This is a genomic window from Corynebacterium sp. NML98-0116 (genome assembly GCF_001767255.1).
In the GTDB taxonomy this organism is placed as follows: Bacteria; Actinomycetota; Actinomycetes; order Mycobacteriales; family Mycobacteriaceae; genus Corynebacterium; species Corynebacterium pseudogenitalium.
This window is the reverse complement of sequence record NZ_CP017639.1, coordinates 163,425-182,415: the sequence shown is the minus strand read 5'-3', so window position 1 is coordinate 182,415 and position 18,991 is coordinate 163,425. Positions and strand designations below refer to the sequence as shown.

The 18,991-nt window shown below is 59.1% G+C and carries 16 protein-coding genes and 3 rRNA genes; 5 read left to right on the top strand and 14 right to left on the bottom strand.

What is annotated here, in order from left to right; genetic code table 11:
- Positions 1-3: 3 nt before the first annotated feature.
- Entirely contained in the window at positions 4-795 is a 792-nt protein-coding gene (locus tag BJP05_RS00755) for a class E sortase (protein ID WP_070361743.1), read from the bottom strand.
- 16 nt (positions 796-811) lie between these two features.
- Here BJP05_RS00755 and yidC point away from each other — a divergent pair, with 16 nt between their 5' ends.
- On the top strand, positions 812-1,918 hold the full coding sequence (gene yidC / locus BJP05_RS00750; protein WP_070361742.1) for a membrane protein insertase YidC: 1,107 nt from the start codon (positions 812-814) through the stop codon (positions 1,916-1,918).
- Here yidC and BJP05_RS00745 read toward each other — a convergent pair.
- The 4 genes from BJP05_RS00745 to BJP05_RS11220 form a co-directional block, all read right to left on the bottom strand.
- The gene (locus tag BJP05_RS00745) at positions 1,881-2,513 is read right to left on the bottom strand and encodes a TetR/AcrR family transcriptional regulator (RefSeq protein ID WP_070361741.1); all 633 of its coding nucleotides are present in this window, start codon (positions 2,511-2,513) and stop codon (positions 1,881-1,883) included. The two genes, yidC and BJP05_RS00745, sit on opposite strands and share 38 nt — an antisense overlap.
- 140 nt (positions 2,514-2,653) lie before the next feature.
- Positions 2,654-2,923: a GlsB/YeaQ/YmgE family stress response membrane protein gene (locus tag BJP05_RS00740; protein ID WP_070361740.1), complete on the bottom strand. Its 270-nt coding sequence runs from the start codon at positions 2,921-2,923 to the stop codon at positions 2,654-2,656.
- A gap of 142 nt (positions 2,924-3,065) precedes the next feature.
- Positions 3,066-3,959 carry a universal stress protein gene (locus BJP05_RS00735; protein ID WP_070361739.1) on the bottom strand — a complete coding sequence of 298 codons (894 nt, stop codon included), beginning with the start codon at positions 3,957-3,959 and terminating at the stop codon, positions 3,066-3,068.
- Between the two features lie 76 nt (positions 3,960-4,035).
- The gene (locus BJP05_RS11220) at positions 4,036-4,182 is read right to left on the bottom strand and encodes a hypothetical protein (RefSeq protein ID WP_168156154.1); all 147 of its coding nucleotides are present in this window, start codon (positions 4,180-4,182) and stop codon (positions 4,036-4,038) included.
- Between the two features lie 22 nt (positions 4,183-4,204).
- Here BJP05_RS11220 and BJP05_RS00730 point away from each other — a divergent pair, with 22 nt between their 5' ends.
- Complete coding sequence (locus tag BJP05_RS00730; RefSeq protein WP_070361738.1) at positions 4,205-5,182, top strand: pseudouridine synthase; 978 nt, start codon at positions 4,205-4,207, stop codon at positions 5,180-5,182.
- A 235-nt stretch (positions 5,183-5,417) separates the two neighbouring features.
- Here the strand turns inward: BJP05_RS00730 and rrf are convergent.
- From rrf to BJP05_RS00700, 6 genes are all read right to left on the bottom strand, one after another.
- Positions 5,418-5,536, bottom strand: a 5S ribosomal RNA gene (gene rrf, locus BJP05_RS00725).
- Between the two features lie 165 nt (positions 5,537-5,701).
- Positions 5,702-8,782: ribosomal RNA gene (locus BJP05_RS00720) — 23S ribosomal RNA — on the bottom strand.
- A 437-nt stretch (positions 8,783-9,219) separates the two neighbouring features.
- Positions 9,220-10,736 (bottom strand): 16S ribosomal RNA (locus BJP05_RS00715).
- The 16S, 23S and 5S rRNA genes sit together here, the layout of an rRNA operon.
- 625 nt (positions 10,737-11,361) lie before the next feature.
- The gene (locus BJP05_RS00710) at positions 11,362-12,378 is read right to left on the bottom strand and encodes a hypothetical protein (protein WP_070361737.1); all 1,017 of its coding nucleotides are present in this window, start codon (positions 12,376-12,378) and stop codon (positions 11,362-11,364) included.
- On the bottom strand, positions 12,379-13,128 hold the full coding sequence (locus BJP05_RS00705) for an ABC transporter ATP-binding protein (protein WP_070361736.1): 750 nt from the start codon (positions 13,126-13,128) through the stop codon (positions 12,379-12,381).
- Positions 13,125-13,502 (bottom strand): GntR family transcriptional regulator, encoded by a 378-nt coding sequence (locus BJP05_RS00700; RefSeq protein ID WP_070361735.1) that lies wholly within the window; start codon positions 13,500-13,502, stop codon positions 13,125-13,127. Before BJP05_RS00700 ends, BJP05_RS00705 begins: the two co-directional genes overlap by 4 nt.
- 178 nt (positions 13,503-13,680) lie before the next feature.
- Here BJP05_RS00700 and BJP05_RS00695 point away from each other — a divergent pair, with 178 nt between their 5' ends.
- Positions 13,681-14,925, top strand: a complete 1,245-nt coding sequence (locus BJP05_RS00695) for an NYN domain-containing protein (protein ID WP_070361734.1) — start codon at positions 13,681-13,683, stop codon at positions 14,923-14,925.
- A gap of 182 nt (positions 14,926-15,107) precedes the next feature.
- On the opposite strand, the gene BJP05_RS00690 is transcribed toward BJP05_RS00695, so the two are convergent.
- Together BJP05_RS00690 and trxA are read right to left on the bottom strand one after the other, a co-directional pair.
- Positions 15,108-15,839 carry a PspA/IM30 family protein gene (locus BJP05_RS00690; RefSeq protein ID WP_070361733.1) on the bottom strand — a complete coding sequence of 244 codons (732 nt, stop codon included), beginning with the start codon at positions 15,837-15,839 and terminating at the stop codon, positions 15,108-15,110.
- Complete coding sequence (trxA, locus tag BJP05_RS00685; RefSeq protein WP_070361732.1) at positions 15,839-16,213, bottom strand: thioredoxin; 375 nt, start codon at positions 16,211-16,213, stop codon at positions 15,839-15,841. Before trxA ends, BJP05_RS00690 begins: the two co-directional genes overlap by 1 nt.
- Before the next feature lie 93 nt (positions 16,214-16,306).
- Between trxA and BJP05_RS00680 the strand changes: the two genes are divergently transcribed.
- Together BJP05_RS00680 and BJP05_RS00675 are read left to right on the top strand one after the other, a co-directional pair.
- A complete protein-coding gene (locus BJP05_RS00680) occupies positions 16,307-16,507 on the top strand; it encodes a heavy-metal-associated domain-containing protein (protein ID WP_070361731.1) in 201 nt (66 codons plus the stop codon).
- Positions 16,507-18,696: a cation-translocating P-type ATPase gene (locus tag BJP05_RS00675; protein ID WP_070361730.1), complete on the top strand. Its 2,190-nt coding sequence runs from the start codon at positions 16,507-16,509 to the stop codon at positions 18,694-18,696. The genes BJP05_RS00680 and BJP05_RS00675 overlap by 1 nt, the downstream gene beginning before the upstream one ends.
- On the opposite strand, the gene BJP05_RS00670 is transcribed toward BJP05_RS00675, so the two are convergent.
- Positions 18,686-18,880 (bottom strand): hypothetical protein, encoded by a 195-nt coding sequence (locus tag BJP05_RS00670; protein ID WP_070361729.1) that lies wholly within the window; start codon positions 18,878-18,880, stop codon positions 18,686-18,688. The two genes, BJP05_RS00675 and BJP05_RS00670, sit on opposite strands and share 11 nt — an antisense overlap.
- Positions 18,881-18,991: the final 111 nt, after the last annotated feature.

The window sequence follows — 18,991 nt, the reverse complement described above, 5'->3', positions numbered from 1 at the left end:
TGTCTATTTCACCTCCGACATCGCCTGCGGCAGCGTTTGCTCGCCCGGTGTTTTCGCCAGCACCTCAGTCTGCACGGCGTGGATGATCATGCGCTCCGCGTTCGAAAACTGCGGGTGGCACGTGGTCAGCGTGATCATGCCCAGCATGTCCGGGCGCACCTCAATGGAGGGCTGCTCCGGGATCGGGTTGATCACGTTCACGTCTCCCGGCAGCGTAATGTGCCTGCCCACCACGTTGCGGTACTCGCCCGTCGCGATCGGCTCGTTGATCTCGGCTGGCACGCAGCCCGCCGCCACGTCCCGGCGCTCCTGCGGGTCCAGGCCCATCGGCAGCACGCGGTACGTCACCCAGGAATCCTGTGTCTCCACCACGATGGCGTCACAACTGTTCAGCGCCCCAAGGTCGTTGAACGGCGCTCCCTTGCCCACGCGGTGGCCCGCCACCGCGAAGTTGCCCGGCTCGCCCGGCATCTGCGTGTCCGGGTAGCGGCCCGGACCCACCAACAACTCGTTCTCGTCGGTGCCCTCGATGATGGCGAACTGGTAGTCCGACCCGAACGCAGGGATGTACATGCGCGCGAATGCGTCGCCAAGCTGTGGCGCGCGCAGCTGGCGCGGGTTCTTCCACTGCTCCGACAACGTGTCCTGCGCTTCGTTCTGCATCTTGCCGGACGCGATATTCGTCCAATAGGACTCGTAAAACGCGAACAGCAACAACAACGCCCCGATGGTCAGCAGCACCTCGCCGAACACCTGGGAGGCGCGCACCTTGCGTCTGGGTTGTTGGTAAACCATGGCCTAACATTAGCGAATGATGGAAATCCTCGTCTATCCCGTATCCGCCGTGCTGCAGTTCTGGCACTGGCTCCTCGCCGACGTCCTCGGCGCCCCCGTCTCTGGCGCCTGGATCGCATCCATCATCCTGCTGGTCATCACAGTGCGCGGCGCCATCGCACCGTTTTCCTGGAAGACGTACAAGGTAGGCCGCACCAGCTACATGATGCGCCCGCACATGAAAGCCATCGCGGACCGCTACGGCAGCTCCACCGCACTCGAGGACATCGAGGCGGAGCGCGAAGCCATCAAGAAACTCCGCAGCGAGCACGGCTACAACCCGCTCGCCGGCTGCGTTCCCGCCATGATCCAGCTGCCGTTTTTCTTCGGCCTGTACCGCCTGCTGTACTGGCTCGCCGTCCCCGACGTCGGCGACGCCCACCGGATCGGCCTGCTCACCCCAGACGAGATCGAAAGCTTCCGCAACACCACGCTTTTCGACGTCCCCCTCCCCGCCTACGTCTCCATGACACCCGAGCAGTTTGCCTCCCTCGGCACCACGGTCGACGCCGTTCGCGGCCTGGCCATCCCGATGCTCATCGCCGCCATCTGCTTCACCAGCATCAACCTGCTGCTCTCCCAGATCCGCAACCGCACCACCCTCGAGTGGGAAAACGCGTTCACCCGCGGCAGCTACCGGTTCCTGTACTGGATGATCCCCTTCATTGCGCTGTCCCTGACCACGGCGGGCCTGCTCGGCCTCGTACCGATCGCGCTACTGCTGTACTGGGTAGTCAACAACTTCTGGACTGCCTCACAGACCGTTCTGCTCTGGGCGTTGCTTGTAAAGCGTTTCCCATCCGAGGAGATTCACCGCAACCATGTACGCGAGGCGCGCGAAGCGTACGTCGAAAAGAAGCGGGAGAAGCGGGAGCGCAAGCGGACCTGGCGCCGCAAGAAGGCTGGCGCGCTCGTGCGACCAACGACCATCCCAGCGGTTCGCCGCGACATCCGCGCAGAAAAATCCGCCCTTGCCGAGGCCAAGCGCGAGGAAAAGCGCGCCAAAAAGGCCATCGAAAAAGAGCGGTCGAAAGTGCAGCGGGAGGCTAAATCGAATAGTCAGCAGGAGGAGTCCCAAGCGTAGCTTTCGCCAACGAACGAGCGGTTTCCAGCGGCGCGGTATCGCGCACGAAGCGGGCTCCCGCCAGTCCGCCGTCGAGGAAGATCAAAAGCTCATTTGTCTGCGAGGCCGAGTTGTAGCCGTTCTTCACGCTGAGCAGGTGCGTAATCGTGTCGTACATCCACTGGCGGTGCTTCTTACACGCCGCAACGATGCGCTCCTCCGACTCCGTGTCCGGGCGCGGATACTCGTTCGCCGCGTTCAGGAACGGCGAGCCACGGAATTCCCGGTCCGGCTCCTCCTCAATCGCCATGTCGAAGAACGCCAGCACCTTGCCGTCCGCGTCGTAGACATGCTCGGTGCGCTCCGCCCAACGCTGCCGGTACTCCTCGTCCAGCCGCTCAATGTACGCGATGACCAGGTTGTCTTTCGACCCAAGCAGGGAGTACAACGACGCCTTCGCGACGTCCGCCTCCCTCAAAATACGGTCAATACCGATGACGCGGATGCCTTCTTCTTGGAAGAGTTTCGTGGCGGCGTCCAGCAGCCGCTGCCGGGGGCTGGGACGATTCCGCCTCCTGGAAGCACTCTTTGCCTTGCTGGTTGTACCGCTGCTCACGCGACTGCTCCTCCAAAATCTCTAGTAGACAAACCAGTACGTTCACCATACCGCGTACCGTAGTTTCTGAAAAGAAAAATACCGGCCGGGGGTGTGCCCCTCCGGCCGGTACATACATCACGCGCTTTTCGCGCTACTGGCTATTGGCGTTGTTTGCCTTTCACAAAGTTGACAATGGTCAGCAGGATCACCGCACCAAGGATGCAGGTGAAGAAGCTAAACCAGAGTCCGCCATTGTCGACGTCCACTCCGAACTTCGCCAGCAACCAGCCGCCAATCAGACCACCGATAATGCCGACAATAATATTCAGGCCGATGCCCATGTCGGCGTCCTTGCCCTTAATCTTCGAGGCAATCCAGCCTGCAAGTCCACCAATAATAATCCAGCCGAAAAAGCCAAGTCCCAGCATGTCTACGTTCCCTTCTATAACGATCGTTTAATGTCTACTGACCATGGTGCCTCCTATTCGGGCATAATGCCACTACGATTCGGACACCAACAGGTAACGATCCGGGAACGGCACCGCTGGGACTTGGTTGCGTGCCGCGAGATTAGTCGTTCGGACGAACAACCATCATCGGGCACGGCGCGGACTGCAGCAGCGCACGCGACGTCGAGCCGAGCAGCATGCCCTTGAACCCGCCACGACCGTGGGAACCGGTGACCAGGAGCTGTGCACCCTCAGCGGCTTCGGTCAGTGCGCGGACTGGACGGTCACGCGTAATCACCTTGCGGATCTGCACATCTGGGTACTTCGCGGCGGAGTCCTCCAGGTAGCCATTGAGGATCTCGTCCTTCTCCTCCTGCACAGCCTTCCAGTGCTCGTCCGTGACAGAGAACCCAGCGCCCGGCCCTTGCACCTGCGTATCGATCCAGGTGTGCACCGCAATCAACTCCGCACCGCGAGCGTGCGCCTCCTCAAAGGCGACCTCCGTTGCGTGGCGGGAAACCTCAGAGCCATCAACGCCGACTACGACAGGGCCGTACTTATTCTCTTCCGTCACGTTGTTGTCCTCGCGGACCACCACAACCGGGCAGCTTGCGTGGGAGACAACCGCACCAGACACAGAGCCGAGGACCATCCCGGAAAGCCCGCCAAGGCCACGCGACCCCATCACGATCATGGTCGCGGTACGCGACATCTCAAGCAGCATGTCAATCGGGGATCCCTCCGCGATTGCGTGCCCAATCTTGATATCTGGGGCGACCTCAAGCGCGATGTCACGCGCCTCCTCGACCTTCTGGATGGTTTCCTTCTGCAGATCGTCGAACAGCTCCTTCGGCGGAACCATCCCCTCCGCGTACAGGAACTGCGGCATGGTGTAGCTTGCAGCCAGCTGCAGCGCGATGCCGCGCTTCGCAGCAGTGTTCGCCGCCCAGCGGACCGCGTTGTGGGAAGCCGGGCTTCCGTCCACAGCTACAACGACCATTTCTTCATTCGACATGTGTTTCGCCCTTTCTCAAGAAGGTAGGCAGTTTCTACCCCCATTGTAGACAAAACCCACATCGATATCGTGGCCCTTATTTGGGAATTTCCACGGGCTTCGCGCCCTCAGAGTTCGCAGGGAAGAACGTCTCATAGAGTGCTCGCAACACGTCCGCGATCACCTTCCCGATACCTTCATTGAAGAACGCCAGTACTGGTTGCAACATCGCTCCAAGATCCATAGCGACTAATCTAGCAAAGGACATGAGTAGAAAACGAAGGAAGTCGCCCCCGCCACTGCCTCCGCGCGATGGCCTCGGCGCGTCACGAGTCCGCGTCCCCGACGCCCCCATTACCGCCGGCGACTTCCTCACCGAAGTCATCATGGGGCAGCGCCACCGCCACCCCGATGACGACGCCGCAGCCGTCCTCCAGCGCTTCGCCGTCGGCGAAGTCGTCCTGCGCGACGGCACCCCGCTCTCTCCCAACGATATTTTGCAGCCAGGCACGGACGTCTTCTTTTATCGACGCCCCGCCCCCGAAACCCCCGTCCCCTTCATTCCCACCGTCGTGTTCGAGGACGACAACGTCCTCATCGTCAACAAACCACCCTTCTTAGCGACGATGCCACGAGCCGCCCACATCACCGAGACCCTCACCGTCCGCCTTCGCCGCGAGACCGGCAACGAGGAGCTCACACCGGCCCACCGCTTGGACCGGATGACGAGTGGCTTGTTGCTACTGACGAAGCGCCGTGACGTCCGCGGGGCGTACCAGGACATGTTCGCCCGCCGTGAAGTCCGCCGCCTGTATTCCGCGGTTGCTCCTTATGATCCTTCGCTACCTGCCGGACCTTGGCGGCATCACATCGTCAAAGAACACGGCGAAATTGCTTCCAAGATTGTCCGCGGCGCGGAACCCAATTCAGAGACGCTGTTCCTTGGCGCGTCCCGTTTGCCTTCGAACGAAGAATCAGTGCTTCAAGAACGCTACGGAGTGGAAGAGCCGCTCGGGCGCTATCTCCTCGAACCGATCAGTGGACGCACGCACCAACTGAGAATCCAGATGTTGGATGCCGGGGTGCCCATCATCGGCGACTCTATCTACCCCGTCCCACATCCTTTTGGGGAGGACGACTTCACCAAACCAATGCTGTTGGAATGCATTTCCGTTGCCTTCACCGACCCGCTCTCCAGCAAGGCCGTCCACTTCACGACCGACCCATCGGTGCCCTGGCCATAAACCCTCTCGGAGTACCAATAGTGTGTCTCCAACGGTAGCCGAGGCAGCTGTGCACCACATTCCGGGTCTTCGAGACTGTGCGGTGACGTTTCCCCAGCTCACGCCCCCTACGTAAAGGAATCTGGTGCACACACCCCACACCCGAGCCACACCACACCCCCACCAAAACAAAAAAGTGTGGTGAGTATGTGCCACAACAACACACACTCACCACACACAAGAAAATGAAGTTATAGGCCGGCGGTAACCTACTCTCCCACACCCTCCCAGGTGCAGTACCATCAGCGCGGGCGGGCTTAGCTAACCGGGTTCGGAAAGGGACCGGGCGTTTCCCCGCCGCCATCAACCACCGACACGACCAAAATCGTGCCAACACAATACTGTTGATAACAACGACAATATTCACATATCAGCACAGGCATGTCATGCCAGACACTGCACAGTGGACGCAAACACTTAACTCTTCTTCGCGGAAGAACACTCATTAATTTGACCATAAACAACACCAACATGTGTGTGCTTTGTTTTAGTCTCGGTGTAATTAGTACCAGTCACCTTACACACCTCACAGTGCTACCAGATCCGGCCTATCAACCCCATCATCTCTAGGGAACCTCAAACGAAACCTCATCTCAAAACAGGCTTCCCGCTTAGATGCTTTCAGCGGTTATCCCTCCCGTACGTAGCCAACCAGCCCTGCTCCTGGCGGAACAACTGGCACACCAGAGGTACGTCCGTCCCGGTCCTCTCGTACTAGGGACAGCCTTCTTCAAGTTTCAACGCGCGCGGCGGATAGAGACCGAACTGTCTCACGACGTTCTGAACCCAGCTCGCGTGCCGCTTTAATGGGCGAACAGCCCAACCCTTGGGACCTACTCCAGCCCCAGGATGCGACGAGCCGACATCGAGGTGCCAAACCATCCCGTCGATATGGACTCTTGGGGAAGATCAGCCTGTTATCCCCGGGGTACCTTTTATCCGTTGAGCGACACCACATCCACAAGTAGGTGCCGGATCACTAGTCCCGACTTTCGTCCCTGCTCGACTTGTAAGTCTCACAGTCAAGCTCCCTTGTGCACTTACACTCACCACCTGATTGCCAACCAGGCTGAGGGAACCTTTGGGCGCCTCCGTTACATTTTGGGAGGCAACCGCCCCAGTTAAACTACCCACCAGGCACTGTCCCCAACCCAGATCATGGGCCAAGGTTAGACATCCACTACGGTCAGAGTGGTATTTCAACAACGACTCCACAATCACTAGCGTGACCACTTCACAGTCTCCCACCTATCCTACACAAACCGCACCGAATACCAATACCAAGCTATAGTGAAGGTCCCGGGGTCTTTTCGTCCTGCCGCGCGAAACGAGCATCTTTACTCGTACTGCAATTTCACCGGGCCTGTGGTTGAGACAGCAGGGGAGTCGTTACGCCATTCGTGCAGGTCGGAACTTACCCGACAAGGAATTTCGCTACCTTAGGATGGTTATAGTTACCACCGCCGTTTACTGGGGCTTAAATTCTCCGCTTCGGACTTACGTCCTAACAGGTCCTCTTAACCTTCCAGCACCGGGCAGGCGTCAGTCCGTATACATCAACTTAACCGTCTTCGCACGGACCTGTGTTTTTGATAAACAGTCGCTCCCCTCTATTCTCTGCGACCCCCACCAGCAACACACCGAAAAAGGCATGCAACCAGCAAGGGCCCCCCTTCTCCCGAAGTTACGGGGGCAATTTGCCGAATTCCTTAACCACAGTTCACCCGACCGCTTTAGTATTCTCTACCTGACCACCTGTGTCGGTTTCGGGTACGGGCCATACACACACATCGCTAGAGGCTTTTCTCGACAGCAAAGGATCACCACCATCACCCAACAATTGGGCTACGCATCACGCCTCACACAAAATATCGACCGCATTTCACAAGTCGACGTGCCACACGCTTACACCAAGATATCCAACACTTGGCGCGGCTACCTGACTGCGTCACCCCATCACTGAACTACCACGGATCAGGCCCCACGCATCACCAACAACCACACACCCAAAAGGATGCGCATGTTGCCAGTTCAGGGTGGTTAGTATCACCGCTTCACTCTTTGTCGCATGCATACGGGTACGGGAATATCAACCCGTTGACCATCGACTACGCCTGTCGGCCTCGCCTTAGGACCCGACTCACCCTGGGAAGACGAACTTGACCCAGGAACCCTTAGTCATCCAGCGGATACGATTCTCACGTATCTCTCGTTACTCATGCCTGCATTCTCACTCGCACACAGTCCACCACCCCTTACAGTATGGCTTCACCCCATGCACGACGCTCCCCTACCCATAGTAAAAACTATGCCGCGGCTTCGGCGGTGTACTTGAGCCCCACTACATTGTCGGCGCAGAACCACTCGACCAGTGAGCTATTACGCACTCTTTCAAGGATGGCTGCTTCTAAGCCAACCTCCTGGCTGTCTTCGCGATCCCACATCCTTTTCCACTTAGTACACCCTTAGGGGCCTTAACCGGCGATCTGGGCTGTTTCCCTCTCGACTATGAAGCTTATCCCCCACAGTCTCACTGCTATAGAACACTTAACCGGCATTCGGAGTTTGGCTGATGTTGCTAAGATGATAGTCCCGCTCAACCAACCAGTAGCTCTACCTCCGGCAAACTACTATAACGCTGCACCTAAATGCATTTCGGGGAGAACCAGCTATCACGGAGTTTGATTGGCCTTTCACCCCTACCCACAACTCATCCCCTCAGTTTTCAACCTAAGTGGGTTCGCGCCTCCACAACCTCTTACAGCTGCTTCACACTGGCCATGGGTAGATCACCCCGCTTCGGGTCCAGGACATGCCACTAAACAACACCCAATTAGGATTCGCTTTCGCTACGACTACCCCACACGGGTTAACCTCGCGACATGCCGCTGACTCGCAGGCTCATTCTTCAAAAGGCACGCCATCACACACACGCGGTGCTCTGACGGATTGTAAGCGCACGGTTTCAGGAACTCTTTCACTCCCCTCCCGGGGTACTTTTCACCATTCCCTCACGGTACTATCCACTATCGGTCACACTTAGTATTTAGGCTTACCGGGTGGTCCCGGCAGATTCACAGCAGATTCCACGAGCCCACTGCTACTCGGGCAAACAATCACCACAACACGACACGCCTTCACGTACAGGGGCTCTCACCCTCTCCGGCACACCATCCCAGGTGACTTCCGCTAACACGCCGCATCATGAGGGTACATGGCAGCATACCCACAATCATCGCCCACAACACCACACGCGCAACCCCTGCCAGGTATCACACACGCATGGTTTAGCCTCATCCACGTTCGCTCGCCACTACTAGCAGAATCACAATTGTTTTCTTCTCCTACGGGTACTGAGATGTTTCACTTCCCCGCGTAACCCCCACACAGACTATACATTCATCTGCAGGTAACACTCCATAACAAGTGCCAGGTTTCCCCATTCGGACATCCTCGGATCAACGCTTTGTTGGCAACTCCCCGAGGCATAACGCAGCCTCACACGTCCTTCATCGGCTAAGCATGCCAAGGCATCCACCGTACGCCCTTGTAACAAAACAAAAACACACAACAAACAAACAACAAACAACCACCACACACAAACAGCATGACAATCACTTGTTGTTAGGCAAACTTACAATCAAAAAATTCTTCCACAAGAATAAAGATGCTCGCGTCCACTATACAGTTCTCACACAACACACCCCACACACCAACCACCAACCAAACCAGTCAGTGATCAACACGCGGAATCATTCAAGACAACACAACTGCTGCCTCAGACACCCAACAGTGCACCAACACACAATAATTAACACTTCTTTTTGACTACAAAAACCCGGCCACACTGCAACCACAACCACAACCACCACACGAATGCATGACAGTCCGTGACTGGTGTGTCTCCACCCGGAAACAACAAATTGGCAGCCACACCCACGGTGACTCAACCAACAAAAAAGCCCACAACTGTGAGCCAACAAAATAAAACTCCTTAGAAAGGAGGTGATCCAGCCGCACCTTCCGGTACGGCTACCTTGTTACGACTTCGTCCCAATCGCCGATCCCACCTTCGACAGCTCCCATGACAGGCCACTGGCTTCGGGTGTTACCAACTTTCATGACGTGACGGGCGGTGTGTACAAGGCCCGGGAACGTATTCACCGCAGCGTTGCTGATCTGCGATTACTAGCGACTCCGACTTCATGGGGTCGAGTTGCAGACCCCAATCCGAACTAAGGCCGGCTTTGTGCGATTAGCATCCCCTCACAAGGTAGCAAACGCGCTGTACCGACCATTGTAGCATGTGTGAAGCCCTGGACATAAGGGGCATGATGATTTGACGTCATCCCCACCTTCCTCCGAGTTAACCCCGGCAGTCTCTCATGAGTCCCCACCATTACGTGCTGGCAACATAAGACAAGGGTTGCGCTCGTTGCGGGACTTAACCCAACATCTCACGACACGAGCTGACGACAACCATGCACCACCTGTATAGCGACCACAAGGGAAACCACATCTCTGCGGCGATCCGCTACATGTCAAGCCCAGGTAAGGTTCTTCGCGTTGCATCGAATTAATCCACATGCTCCGCCGCTTGTGCGGGCCCCCGTCAATTCCTTTGAGTTTTAGCCTTGCGGCCGTACTCCCCAGGCGGGGCGCTTAATGCGTTAGCTACGGCACAAATCCCGTGGAAGGGACTCACACCTAGCGCCCACCGTTTACGGCATGGACTACCAGGGTATCTAATCCTGTTCGCTACCCATGCTTTCGCTCCTCAGCGTCAGTTACTGCCCAGAGACCTGCCTTCGCCATCGGTGTTCCTCCTGATATCTGCGCATTTCACCGCTACACCAGGAATTCCAGTCTCCCCTACAGCACTCAAGTTATGCCCGTATCGCCTGCAGTCCCACAGTTAAGCTGTGGACTTACACAAACGACGCGACAAACCACCTACGAGCTCTTTACGCCCAGTAATTCCGGACAACGCTCGCACCCTACGTATTACCGCGGCTGCTGGCACGTAGTTAGCCGGTGCTTCTTCTCCAGGTACCGTCACAAAAAAGCTTCGTCCCTAGCGAAAGGAGTTTACAACCCGAAGGCCTTCATCCCCCACGCGGCGTCGCTGCATCAGGCTTGCGCCCATTGTGCAATATTCCCCACTGCTGCCTCCCGTAGGAGTCTGGGCCGTATCTCAGTCCCAATGTGGCCGTACACCCTCTCAGGCCGGCTACCCGTCGACGCCTTGGTAGGCCATTACCCCACCAACAAGCTGATAGGCCGCGAGCTCATCCCATACCGCAAAAGCTTTCCACAACAATATCCAAAAAGTTGTCCTATCCGGTATTAGACCCAGTTTCCCAAGCTTATCCCGAAGTACAGGGCAGATCACCCACGTGTTACTCACCCGTTCGCCACTCGAGTACCAGTGCAAGCACTGGCCTTTCCGTTCGACTTGCATGTGTTAAGCACGCCGCCAGCGTTCATCCTGAGCCAGGATCAAACTCTCCACAAAAACTATTTCAGAAAGAAACAAGGCCGTGAAAAGCCCAAAACCTAACCAAAAACAAACCAACCACCAACAACAACCACAACAGTCATCGCCAGTGTCTGGCAAAATCCTAAAATTACAAAAACTGTAAAGTACAAACAAAACTGGTCCCAACCCGACGGGGTAAAACAGGACCAGTCACAACCACATCAACCAATACAGTCAACGCGACCATGCATCTGCACCACACCAGTGACACTCAATCATAGGTTCAAGCATCACCGCCGGCACACACCAANACATGGCACACAGCACGCAACCAAAAGTCAATGCAATCAAAAAAATAAAAAGTACATTGGCACACTATCGAGTTCTCAAACAACAACCGCACACCCAAACACACCACAAAACACAGTGGCGCATTCAAAGCGACGAAGATTGACACTAACAAAACATTCTCAACAACGCAAACACGCGCCGCATCACAGAACCTATTTCATTATGTCGGCCAGCGGTAGTTTTCCTAACCGCCATCTCACCATCCAACCCTCTCAAGAGTCTGTCTGGCGGGGCGTTGTCGGTCTCGCTGACTCACATAAAGTTACACACACACCAACAACAACACAAATCGCCAGTTCAGACAGCATTTTCACAACTTCATATCAGGGTTCTTTTGGGCTCCGTTTACACGTCCCGCGACGTACAGCGTGAGCGTCGCGAGTGCCACCAGCAATGCGCATCCAACTACTGGCAGCGTCCAGGCCAAGGGCTCTGGGTCGCGGATGAACTGCCAGAGGATCATGACGGCCATGAACGTCACTAGCTGGTTGCGCCCCCATGCCAACGGCATCGCAAGTCCGGTGAGGACCAAGATGAACGTCGCCCAGACAGGTGCGGTGGTGAGGGTGTGGGCGTCGAAAAGTGTGGGAAGGGAACGCAGCGCTACGTAGATCCCGGCGGACACCACCACTGCACCCAGCCCATGCAAACCCCACGTGCGCCGGGGGATTCCGTACGCGCGTGCGGTCGTCGGCGAACTTGCGCCCCACGAGTAGATTGCTGCGAAGGAGCCAAAAAGGAACAGGTCAGGGATGGTTGCGATAAACGGGCCCCACTCTTTGTCGATGAACGATTGCACCGCGAGCTGCACGGCGACCGAGCCGAGGCCAAAGGCGGCGGCCAGGAGGAGCGGTTGCTTCCAAAAGAGCTGGAACGTCAGCGGCTGGTCCAAGCGCAGCCCCATGATGGCCGATCCCCTCTCGGGAGAGTTGAGTTCTTCGCCGGTGGTGGCGTCGTTACTTGCGTATAGGGCGAGCCACCCGGTGACCAGCGCGATGGCGAGTAACCCGTACAGCGAAGGACTCACGATCAGCGTCGGCACGCAAAGAACGACCCAGACCGCGAGGGCGGCGCGGCGCTTGTACGCGAGGGCGCGCTTGCGGTTCATCCCGTAGGAGCGAAAAACGTTCGATTCGGGGATAAGGGTCATATAGAGGAGGAGCGAGGACATCGTCGCGGCTGTGATGACCAGCGGAATACTGCCCAGCCAGTCGGCAAAGATGGTGGCAGCGCCCATGAACAGGCCGAAGAGCGTTAGCAGGAAGCGCCATTTCGAGCCCGCGAGTATTTGCGCGCGGAAGAAACCGGGGCGAACAAAGGTCTGCATTTAGCTCACCTCCAGGAGGTGCTCGATGACATCGCCAAAGTCGACAGGTCGCAGGGGATTGTGCAGGCCGAGGCGCTCGGCGTGGGCGTCGGCATCATCGGCGGTCACGTGCGCGCTGACCTTGCCGTCGCGGCCCAGCACCAGGGCGCTGCTCAGAATTTTCGACGCCTCTTCGATATGGTGCGTGGCCATCACGAACGTGCGTCCGTCCTCGGCCACGTCGAGGAGGTGGCGATAGAACACGTTGGTGTTGTGGACGTCGAGGCCGACGTAGGGTTCGTCGAGAAGCGTGAGCTCGGCGCCAGAGGCGATGCCGACAATGTTGCCGACCATCGCGCGCTGGCCGCGCGACATCTTGCTGTACGTGGTGCCGAGCGCCTCGTCGAGGTCGAAGTCGTCGATGAGGCGGCGCGCGAGCCCATCGTCCCAGTTCGGGTACCGCAGCTGCGCGCCCTTGAGAATGTCCTTGCCGCTCCAGCTCGCCGGGTAGCCGACGTCGACGCCGGTGAGCGCGACGCGGTCCATCACCGCTGCGTTATCGAACGGAGCCAGGCCGAACACCTCGACGGCGCCGCCGGAGGATTTCAGTTGGCCGGCGACAATCTGCAACAACGTCGACTTACCGACGCCATTTCGCCCCAACAGCCCGTGGATGCCGCCAGACGGCAGGTCGAAGGACACCCCGTTGAGGACGTGCTTCTTACCAAAGTGCTTCTCTAGCCCATCGGCGCGGATAATCATGGCGTTCATTGATACATTCCTCTACTTTCTGCTACTCGATGTACAAGGTCGATCAAGTCGTCGCGGCTCAGGCCGACGCGGACGGCTTCGTCGATAAGAGGGGCGACGAACGTACCCGGGAACGCTTCCCGGCGGGTTTCCAGGATCCGTTCGCGCGCGTCCGGGGTGACGAACATCCCGAGGCCGCGGCGCTTCTCGAGGACCTGGGCGTCGACAAGTAAACCGAGGCCCTTGCGCGCTGTCGCGGGGTTGATGTTGTGGAAGGCTGCGAGCTCGTTTGTCGACGGTGCCCGCTCGCCCGACTTCAGTGTCCCGTCGACGATGAGGTCCTCCACCAACTTCGCGATCTGCACGAAGAGTGGCTCTGAATCTCCAACCACCATTCCTCCCTTCGAGCTCGTTGGTTAGTTACTGCACTAACTAACTATAGAACTGTGGTCAGGTAGCTCGCAAGGACCCCTACGAAATTTCTTGAACTACTAGCATGAGTAGGCACACAAACATATGTAGCCTTGTGATGAAAAGAATTTAACGACAATAAAGAATCGGAATTTAGGAGCCATGCTTGAACGCACACTGGTGTTCGTCGACACTTCTTACCTACTGGCGAGCTTTTACAACTCATGGGAAATCGGCGCGCGAGCACAATTAGAAATCGACTTACCCGAGGTAGTCGCCAACCTCGGAGTCATGATCAGCCACCAACTCCACCAACCCATCCACCGTCAAATGTGGTACGACGGCATCCCCGACTCCGGACCCCACCGCTACCAGCGCGCCCTGCGCTCCTGCGACGGGGTCCAACTCCGCACCGGGCAACTCATCGAATGGGGTGAACGACGCACACAGAAAGGCGTCGACACCCGACTCGTCGCAGACCTGGTGATCAACGCTACGCGTGGCCAATTCAGCGACTTCGTCCTGGTCTCCGGCGACGCCGACATGATCCCCGGCGTCGAAGAAGCCACCAACAACGGCGTCCGCGTCCACCTCTACGGATTCGGCTGGGACTCCATGTCCTCCGCCCTCCGCCACGCCTGCGACACCACCACCATCCTCGACCCACGCGAAGACTTCGCAGACTCCATGCAGCTCCGCGTCCTCGAAGGGCCCCTCCCACCCAGCATCCGGGAGCGCCCGATCGCCGACGCCGAACCCGTCGAAGACAACCAGGGCCCCACTGAAGTACCCGGCCTGGGACCCGATCCACTCACTGCGCCGGAGGAGCCTGCCGCTGAGGAGCCTGCTTCGGACCAGCCGGTCGATCCACCGGCCGCGGAAACCCCAGTTACCCCGGCGACCCCATCGCCTGCCGATATGCCGAAGCCCGGCCCAAAGCCTGGCCCGGTACCCACGGAACCACCGGCACCGGCCAAGCCGACAGAACCTGCAACACCTGCCGAGGACCCGAAGCCGGAAACCATCTCCGACGAGGACACCGACGATGTACCGGCCCCCAAGCCGGCACCGAAGCCGTCGATGATGGCGCCGCGCCGCAAGCTCCGCTCGCGCTACGTGCCACTGCCAGAAGAAGTCTGGACGTCCTCCGGCTTCCAAACCCCCTACGACGTGGGACAACAGTACGCAGCCTGGTGGTTCGAGAACGCTGCCTCCAGCGAGCAGCGCGACAAGGCCCACATGCTTTCCGGTGGCGGTCTGCCACCGGAGATCGATAGGCCACTGCTCCAGTTCGCCTGCGAAACCCTGCACGAATACACCCTGACGGAAACCCAGCGCGTCAACCTTCGCGACGGCTTCCACTCCGGCATCCGGGGCGTACTCATCAATATTCGCCGCGAAAGCTAACACACTTTCGAGACAGCAAGGCCCCTGTCCGACACATTCAGGTCGGGCAGGGGCGTTCTTTTTGCGTTGTGCGCTGCGGTTTTTCTAAATGTGAGCAACAGGATTGTAGTAATCCCCATTTCGAACGCATTTTCGGGGAATACTACAATCCTGTTACTACAGTTTGCGGCGCTGAGGTTTTCCTAGTCCTCGCTGGACTCGATTTCCTTCGGAGCCTCGGATGAGGAGGACTTGCCGCCGGAAAGCTCAGCACGGATCTGATCCAGGCGGGCGCTGGCGGCAACATCGCTGCCAGCGGACTCGATTTCGGTCATCCGGTCGGTCATCGAGGACTTGGCCAGCTCCTGTTCGCCGAGTGCCTGGGCGTAGCGGCGCTCGATCTTGTCGCGGACGCCGTCGAGGGTCGGGACGTTGTCGTCGCCGCCGAACTGGTTGAGGGAGTCCATGGTCTTGGTGGTCTGCTCTTGCATCTTCGCCTGGTCAAGCTGGGATTCCAGCTGGGAGACCTGGGCGAGCTGCTCCTGCAGGCGCGCCTCGGATTCCTTCTGCTTCGCCTGAGCTTCCTGCGCGGCTTGCTCGGCGGAGGCGTAGGCCTGCTTGGTTTGCTCGAGTTCCTGCTCGACGGACACCAGCTGGGTGGCGATGACCTCGGCGGCGGAGTCGTCGTTCATTTGGAGGGCGGTCTTAGTCTTCGCCTCGAGGTCCTGCTGGGACTTCAGCAGGCGATCCAGTTTCATGCTGAGCTGGTTGCGGTTGCCAATGATGGCGGCTGCGTGCTCAGTGATTTCTTGGTGCTGCTTCTTGGCGGCGGCGACGGCCTGCTGGATTTGCACCTTCGGGTCGGCGTTTTCGTCGATCTTGGTGTCGAAGGACTGCATCAGGTACTTCCAGCCCTTCACGAATGGGTTTGCCATTACTGTCCCTCCTGCGCGTTTTGGGCCTCGACCTGGCGGCGGACCTCGTCCATGTCGAGTGCCTTGACTTGCTCGACAAGGTCGTTGAATGCGGACTCCGGTAGGGCGCCGGCTTCGCGGTAGACCATGATTCCGTCACGGAACGCCATGAGCGTCGGGATCGCCTGGATATCCAGGGCGACCGCTACTTGCTGGTATTCCTCGGTGTTGAGCTTCGCAAAGGTCACATCCGGGTGCTTCTCGGAGACCTTTTCGTAAACAGGCGCGAACTGGCGGCAGGGGCCGCACCAGGACGCCCAGCAGTCGACGATGACAATGCCCTCTCCGAGAACGGTTTCCTGGAATGTTTCCTCAGTGAGGTCGGTTGTGGCCATTAGGTAGCTCCTTTTCGTTTTTTGCTAGTTTGGCAGCTATTAATGCAACACTAACAAGTGCGGGGCGATTCCCGCAGGAAGGAAGGAAATAACATGGCAACGCAAACATTCCAGGTTGAGGGTATGAGCTGCGGGCATTGCGAGCTCAGCATCCAGGAAGAGGTCGGGGAAATCCCGGGCGTGACCTCGGTGAAGGCTGATCACACAACCGGCGAGGTTGTGGTTGAGGGTGCAGAGGTGAGCAGGGAGGACGTCGATAAGGCGGTTGAGGAAGCGGGGTTCAAGCTACTCTAATGTCGACTGCACAGATAGAACTCGGCGTTTCGGGCATGACGTGTACGTCGTGCTCGTCGCGGGTGCAGCGGAAGCTGAACAAGATGGAGGGGGTCGAGGCGTCGGTGAACTTTTCGACGGAAACCGCCACCGTCGAGTACGATCCGGCGCTCGCTGACCCTGATTCGTTGATCAAGACGATCCGGAACGCGGGCTACGATGCGTTCACATTCACCGACGCCGACGAGCCGCTTGCCGACGCCCCCTCCGAACCCGAGCGCGACACCCTCCTGTGGACCATCGTGTGGTCCGCTGCGGTATCGCTGCCGGTGATGCTGGTGTCGATGATTCCGGCGTTACAGTTCACGTACTGGCAGTGGGCGGCGTTTGCTGCCACGACCCTGGTGTATTTCTCGGCAGGGTCGCTGTTCCACCGCAATGCCCTGTTGAACTTGCGTCACGGCAGCATGACCATGGATACGCTGATTTCCATGGGCACCACGGCCGCCTACGGGTGGTCGATCTATGCACTGTTCTTCGGCAACGCGGGCGAACCGGGCATGAGAATGCACATGAGCCTGACGCCGAACTCTGCCGGGATGGACGAGGTCTATCTGGAGACGGTGTGCGTCGTCATCACGTTCTTGCTGCTTGGGCGCTGGTTCGAGAACCGCGCGAAGGGGCGCAGCTCCGAGGCGTTACGCAACTTGCTGCACATGGGCGCGAAGGACGCGACTGTGCTGCGCGACGGCGTGGAAACGCGCGTGCCGATCGCCGACGTGAAGGTCGGCGACACGTTCGTGGTGCGCCCAGGCGAGAAGGTCGCGACGGACGGCACGGTGGTCGAGGGACGCTCGGCGATCGACGCCTCAATGCTCACCGGCGAGTCTGTTCCTGTCGACGTCAAGGAAGGCGACGACGTCACGGGCGCGACCCTGAACACGCACGGGCGCCTCCTTGTACGGGCGACGCGCGTTGGTTCGGACACGACGCTGGCGCAGATGGGCCAACTGGTCAAGGACGCGCAGGCAGGCAAGGCGCCGGTAGAGCGGCTGGTGGACAGGATCGCGCAGATCTTCGTCCCGACCGTGATCGCTATCTCGGCGGTTTCCCTGGTAGCGCACCTGCTGTTGGGCTATAGCGTGGCCGCTGCGTTTACGGCGGCGGTGGCGGTGCTCATCATCGCGTGCCCGTGCGCGCTCGGCCTGGCGACCCCGACCGCCATCCTGGTGGGCACCGGGCGCGGCGCCGAACTGGGCCTGCTGATCCGCGGCCCGGAGATTCTGGAGTCCACCCGCCAGGTGGACACCATCGTGATGGACAAGACCGGCACCGTCACCACCGGCGAAATGACCGTGGTTGACGCGAATGGCAGCAACGACGCCCTCGCACTCGCCGCCGCGGTGGAGGCGCATTCGGAGCACCCGATTGCCCGCGCCATCGCCGCCCACGTGCAGGACGCTCCCAGCGCCGCCGTCACCGACTTCCGCAACGAGCCAGGCATCGGCGCCAGCGCGACCGTCGACGGTACACACGTCCGGGTCGGCAGACCGACCGTTGAGCTTGGCGAATTCCGGGAGACCTTTGAGTCCATGGAGGCGACGGGCGCGACCGTAGTCGCTGTCGAGGTCGACGGCGTGCTCACGGGAGTGATCGCGGTGCGCGACGCCGTGAAGGAAGATTCCCGGGTGGGCGTCGAGAAGCTGAAGGAGCTGGGGCTCGAGCCGCACCTGCTCACGGGCGACAACCGCGCGACCGCGCTCGCCGTGGCGAAGGAAGTGGGTATCGACGCCGCCAACGTCACCGCCGGCGTACTCCCCGCCGACAAAGTCGAACTGGTGCGCAGCCTGCAGGACGCGGGCAAACGCGTGGCGATGATCGGTGACGGCGTGAACGACGCCGCAGCGCTCGCGCAGGCCGACCTCGGCATGGCGATGGGCGCCGGTACCGACGTGGCCATCGAAGCCTCCGACATCACCCTGATGAATAACTCGCTGGTCAGCGCCGCCGACGGCATCCGCCTGTCGCGCGCGACGCTGCGCACCATCAAAGGCAACCTGTTCTGGGCCTTTGCGTACAACGTGGTGCTCATCCCCGTGGCAGCCATCGGGCTGCTCAACCCCCTGCTCGCAGGCATAGCGATGGCATTTTCATCCGTGTTCGTGGTGACGAACTCGCTGCGGCTACGCCGCTTCCGCGCTACGCGCTAAACAGGCCGCGGAGGCGGTGCAGGACACCGCTCGGCTGGGAGGTGGCGGCCAGCTCGTCGATGCTGCGGGGGAGGTTCAGCAGCATCGTCGAATCCTGGTTCTTCGCGACGGTAATACGTTCCTCTAATTGGGCCACCGTGTGGGCGCACGCGGACGGTGCGTCGTGCATCATTCGGACAGACATTGTGACTTTTCCTTCGTTCGTAACTGTGTTAGTCCACAATGCTAGCCAGAAACGCGCAGCGTGTCATGCATGGCGAGCCAACCCTAAGCAAGGACAGCCTTGGCTGTCCAC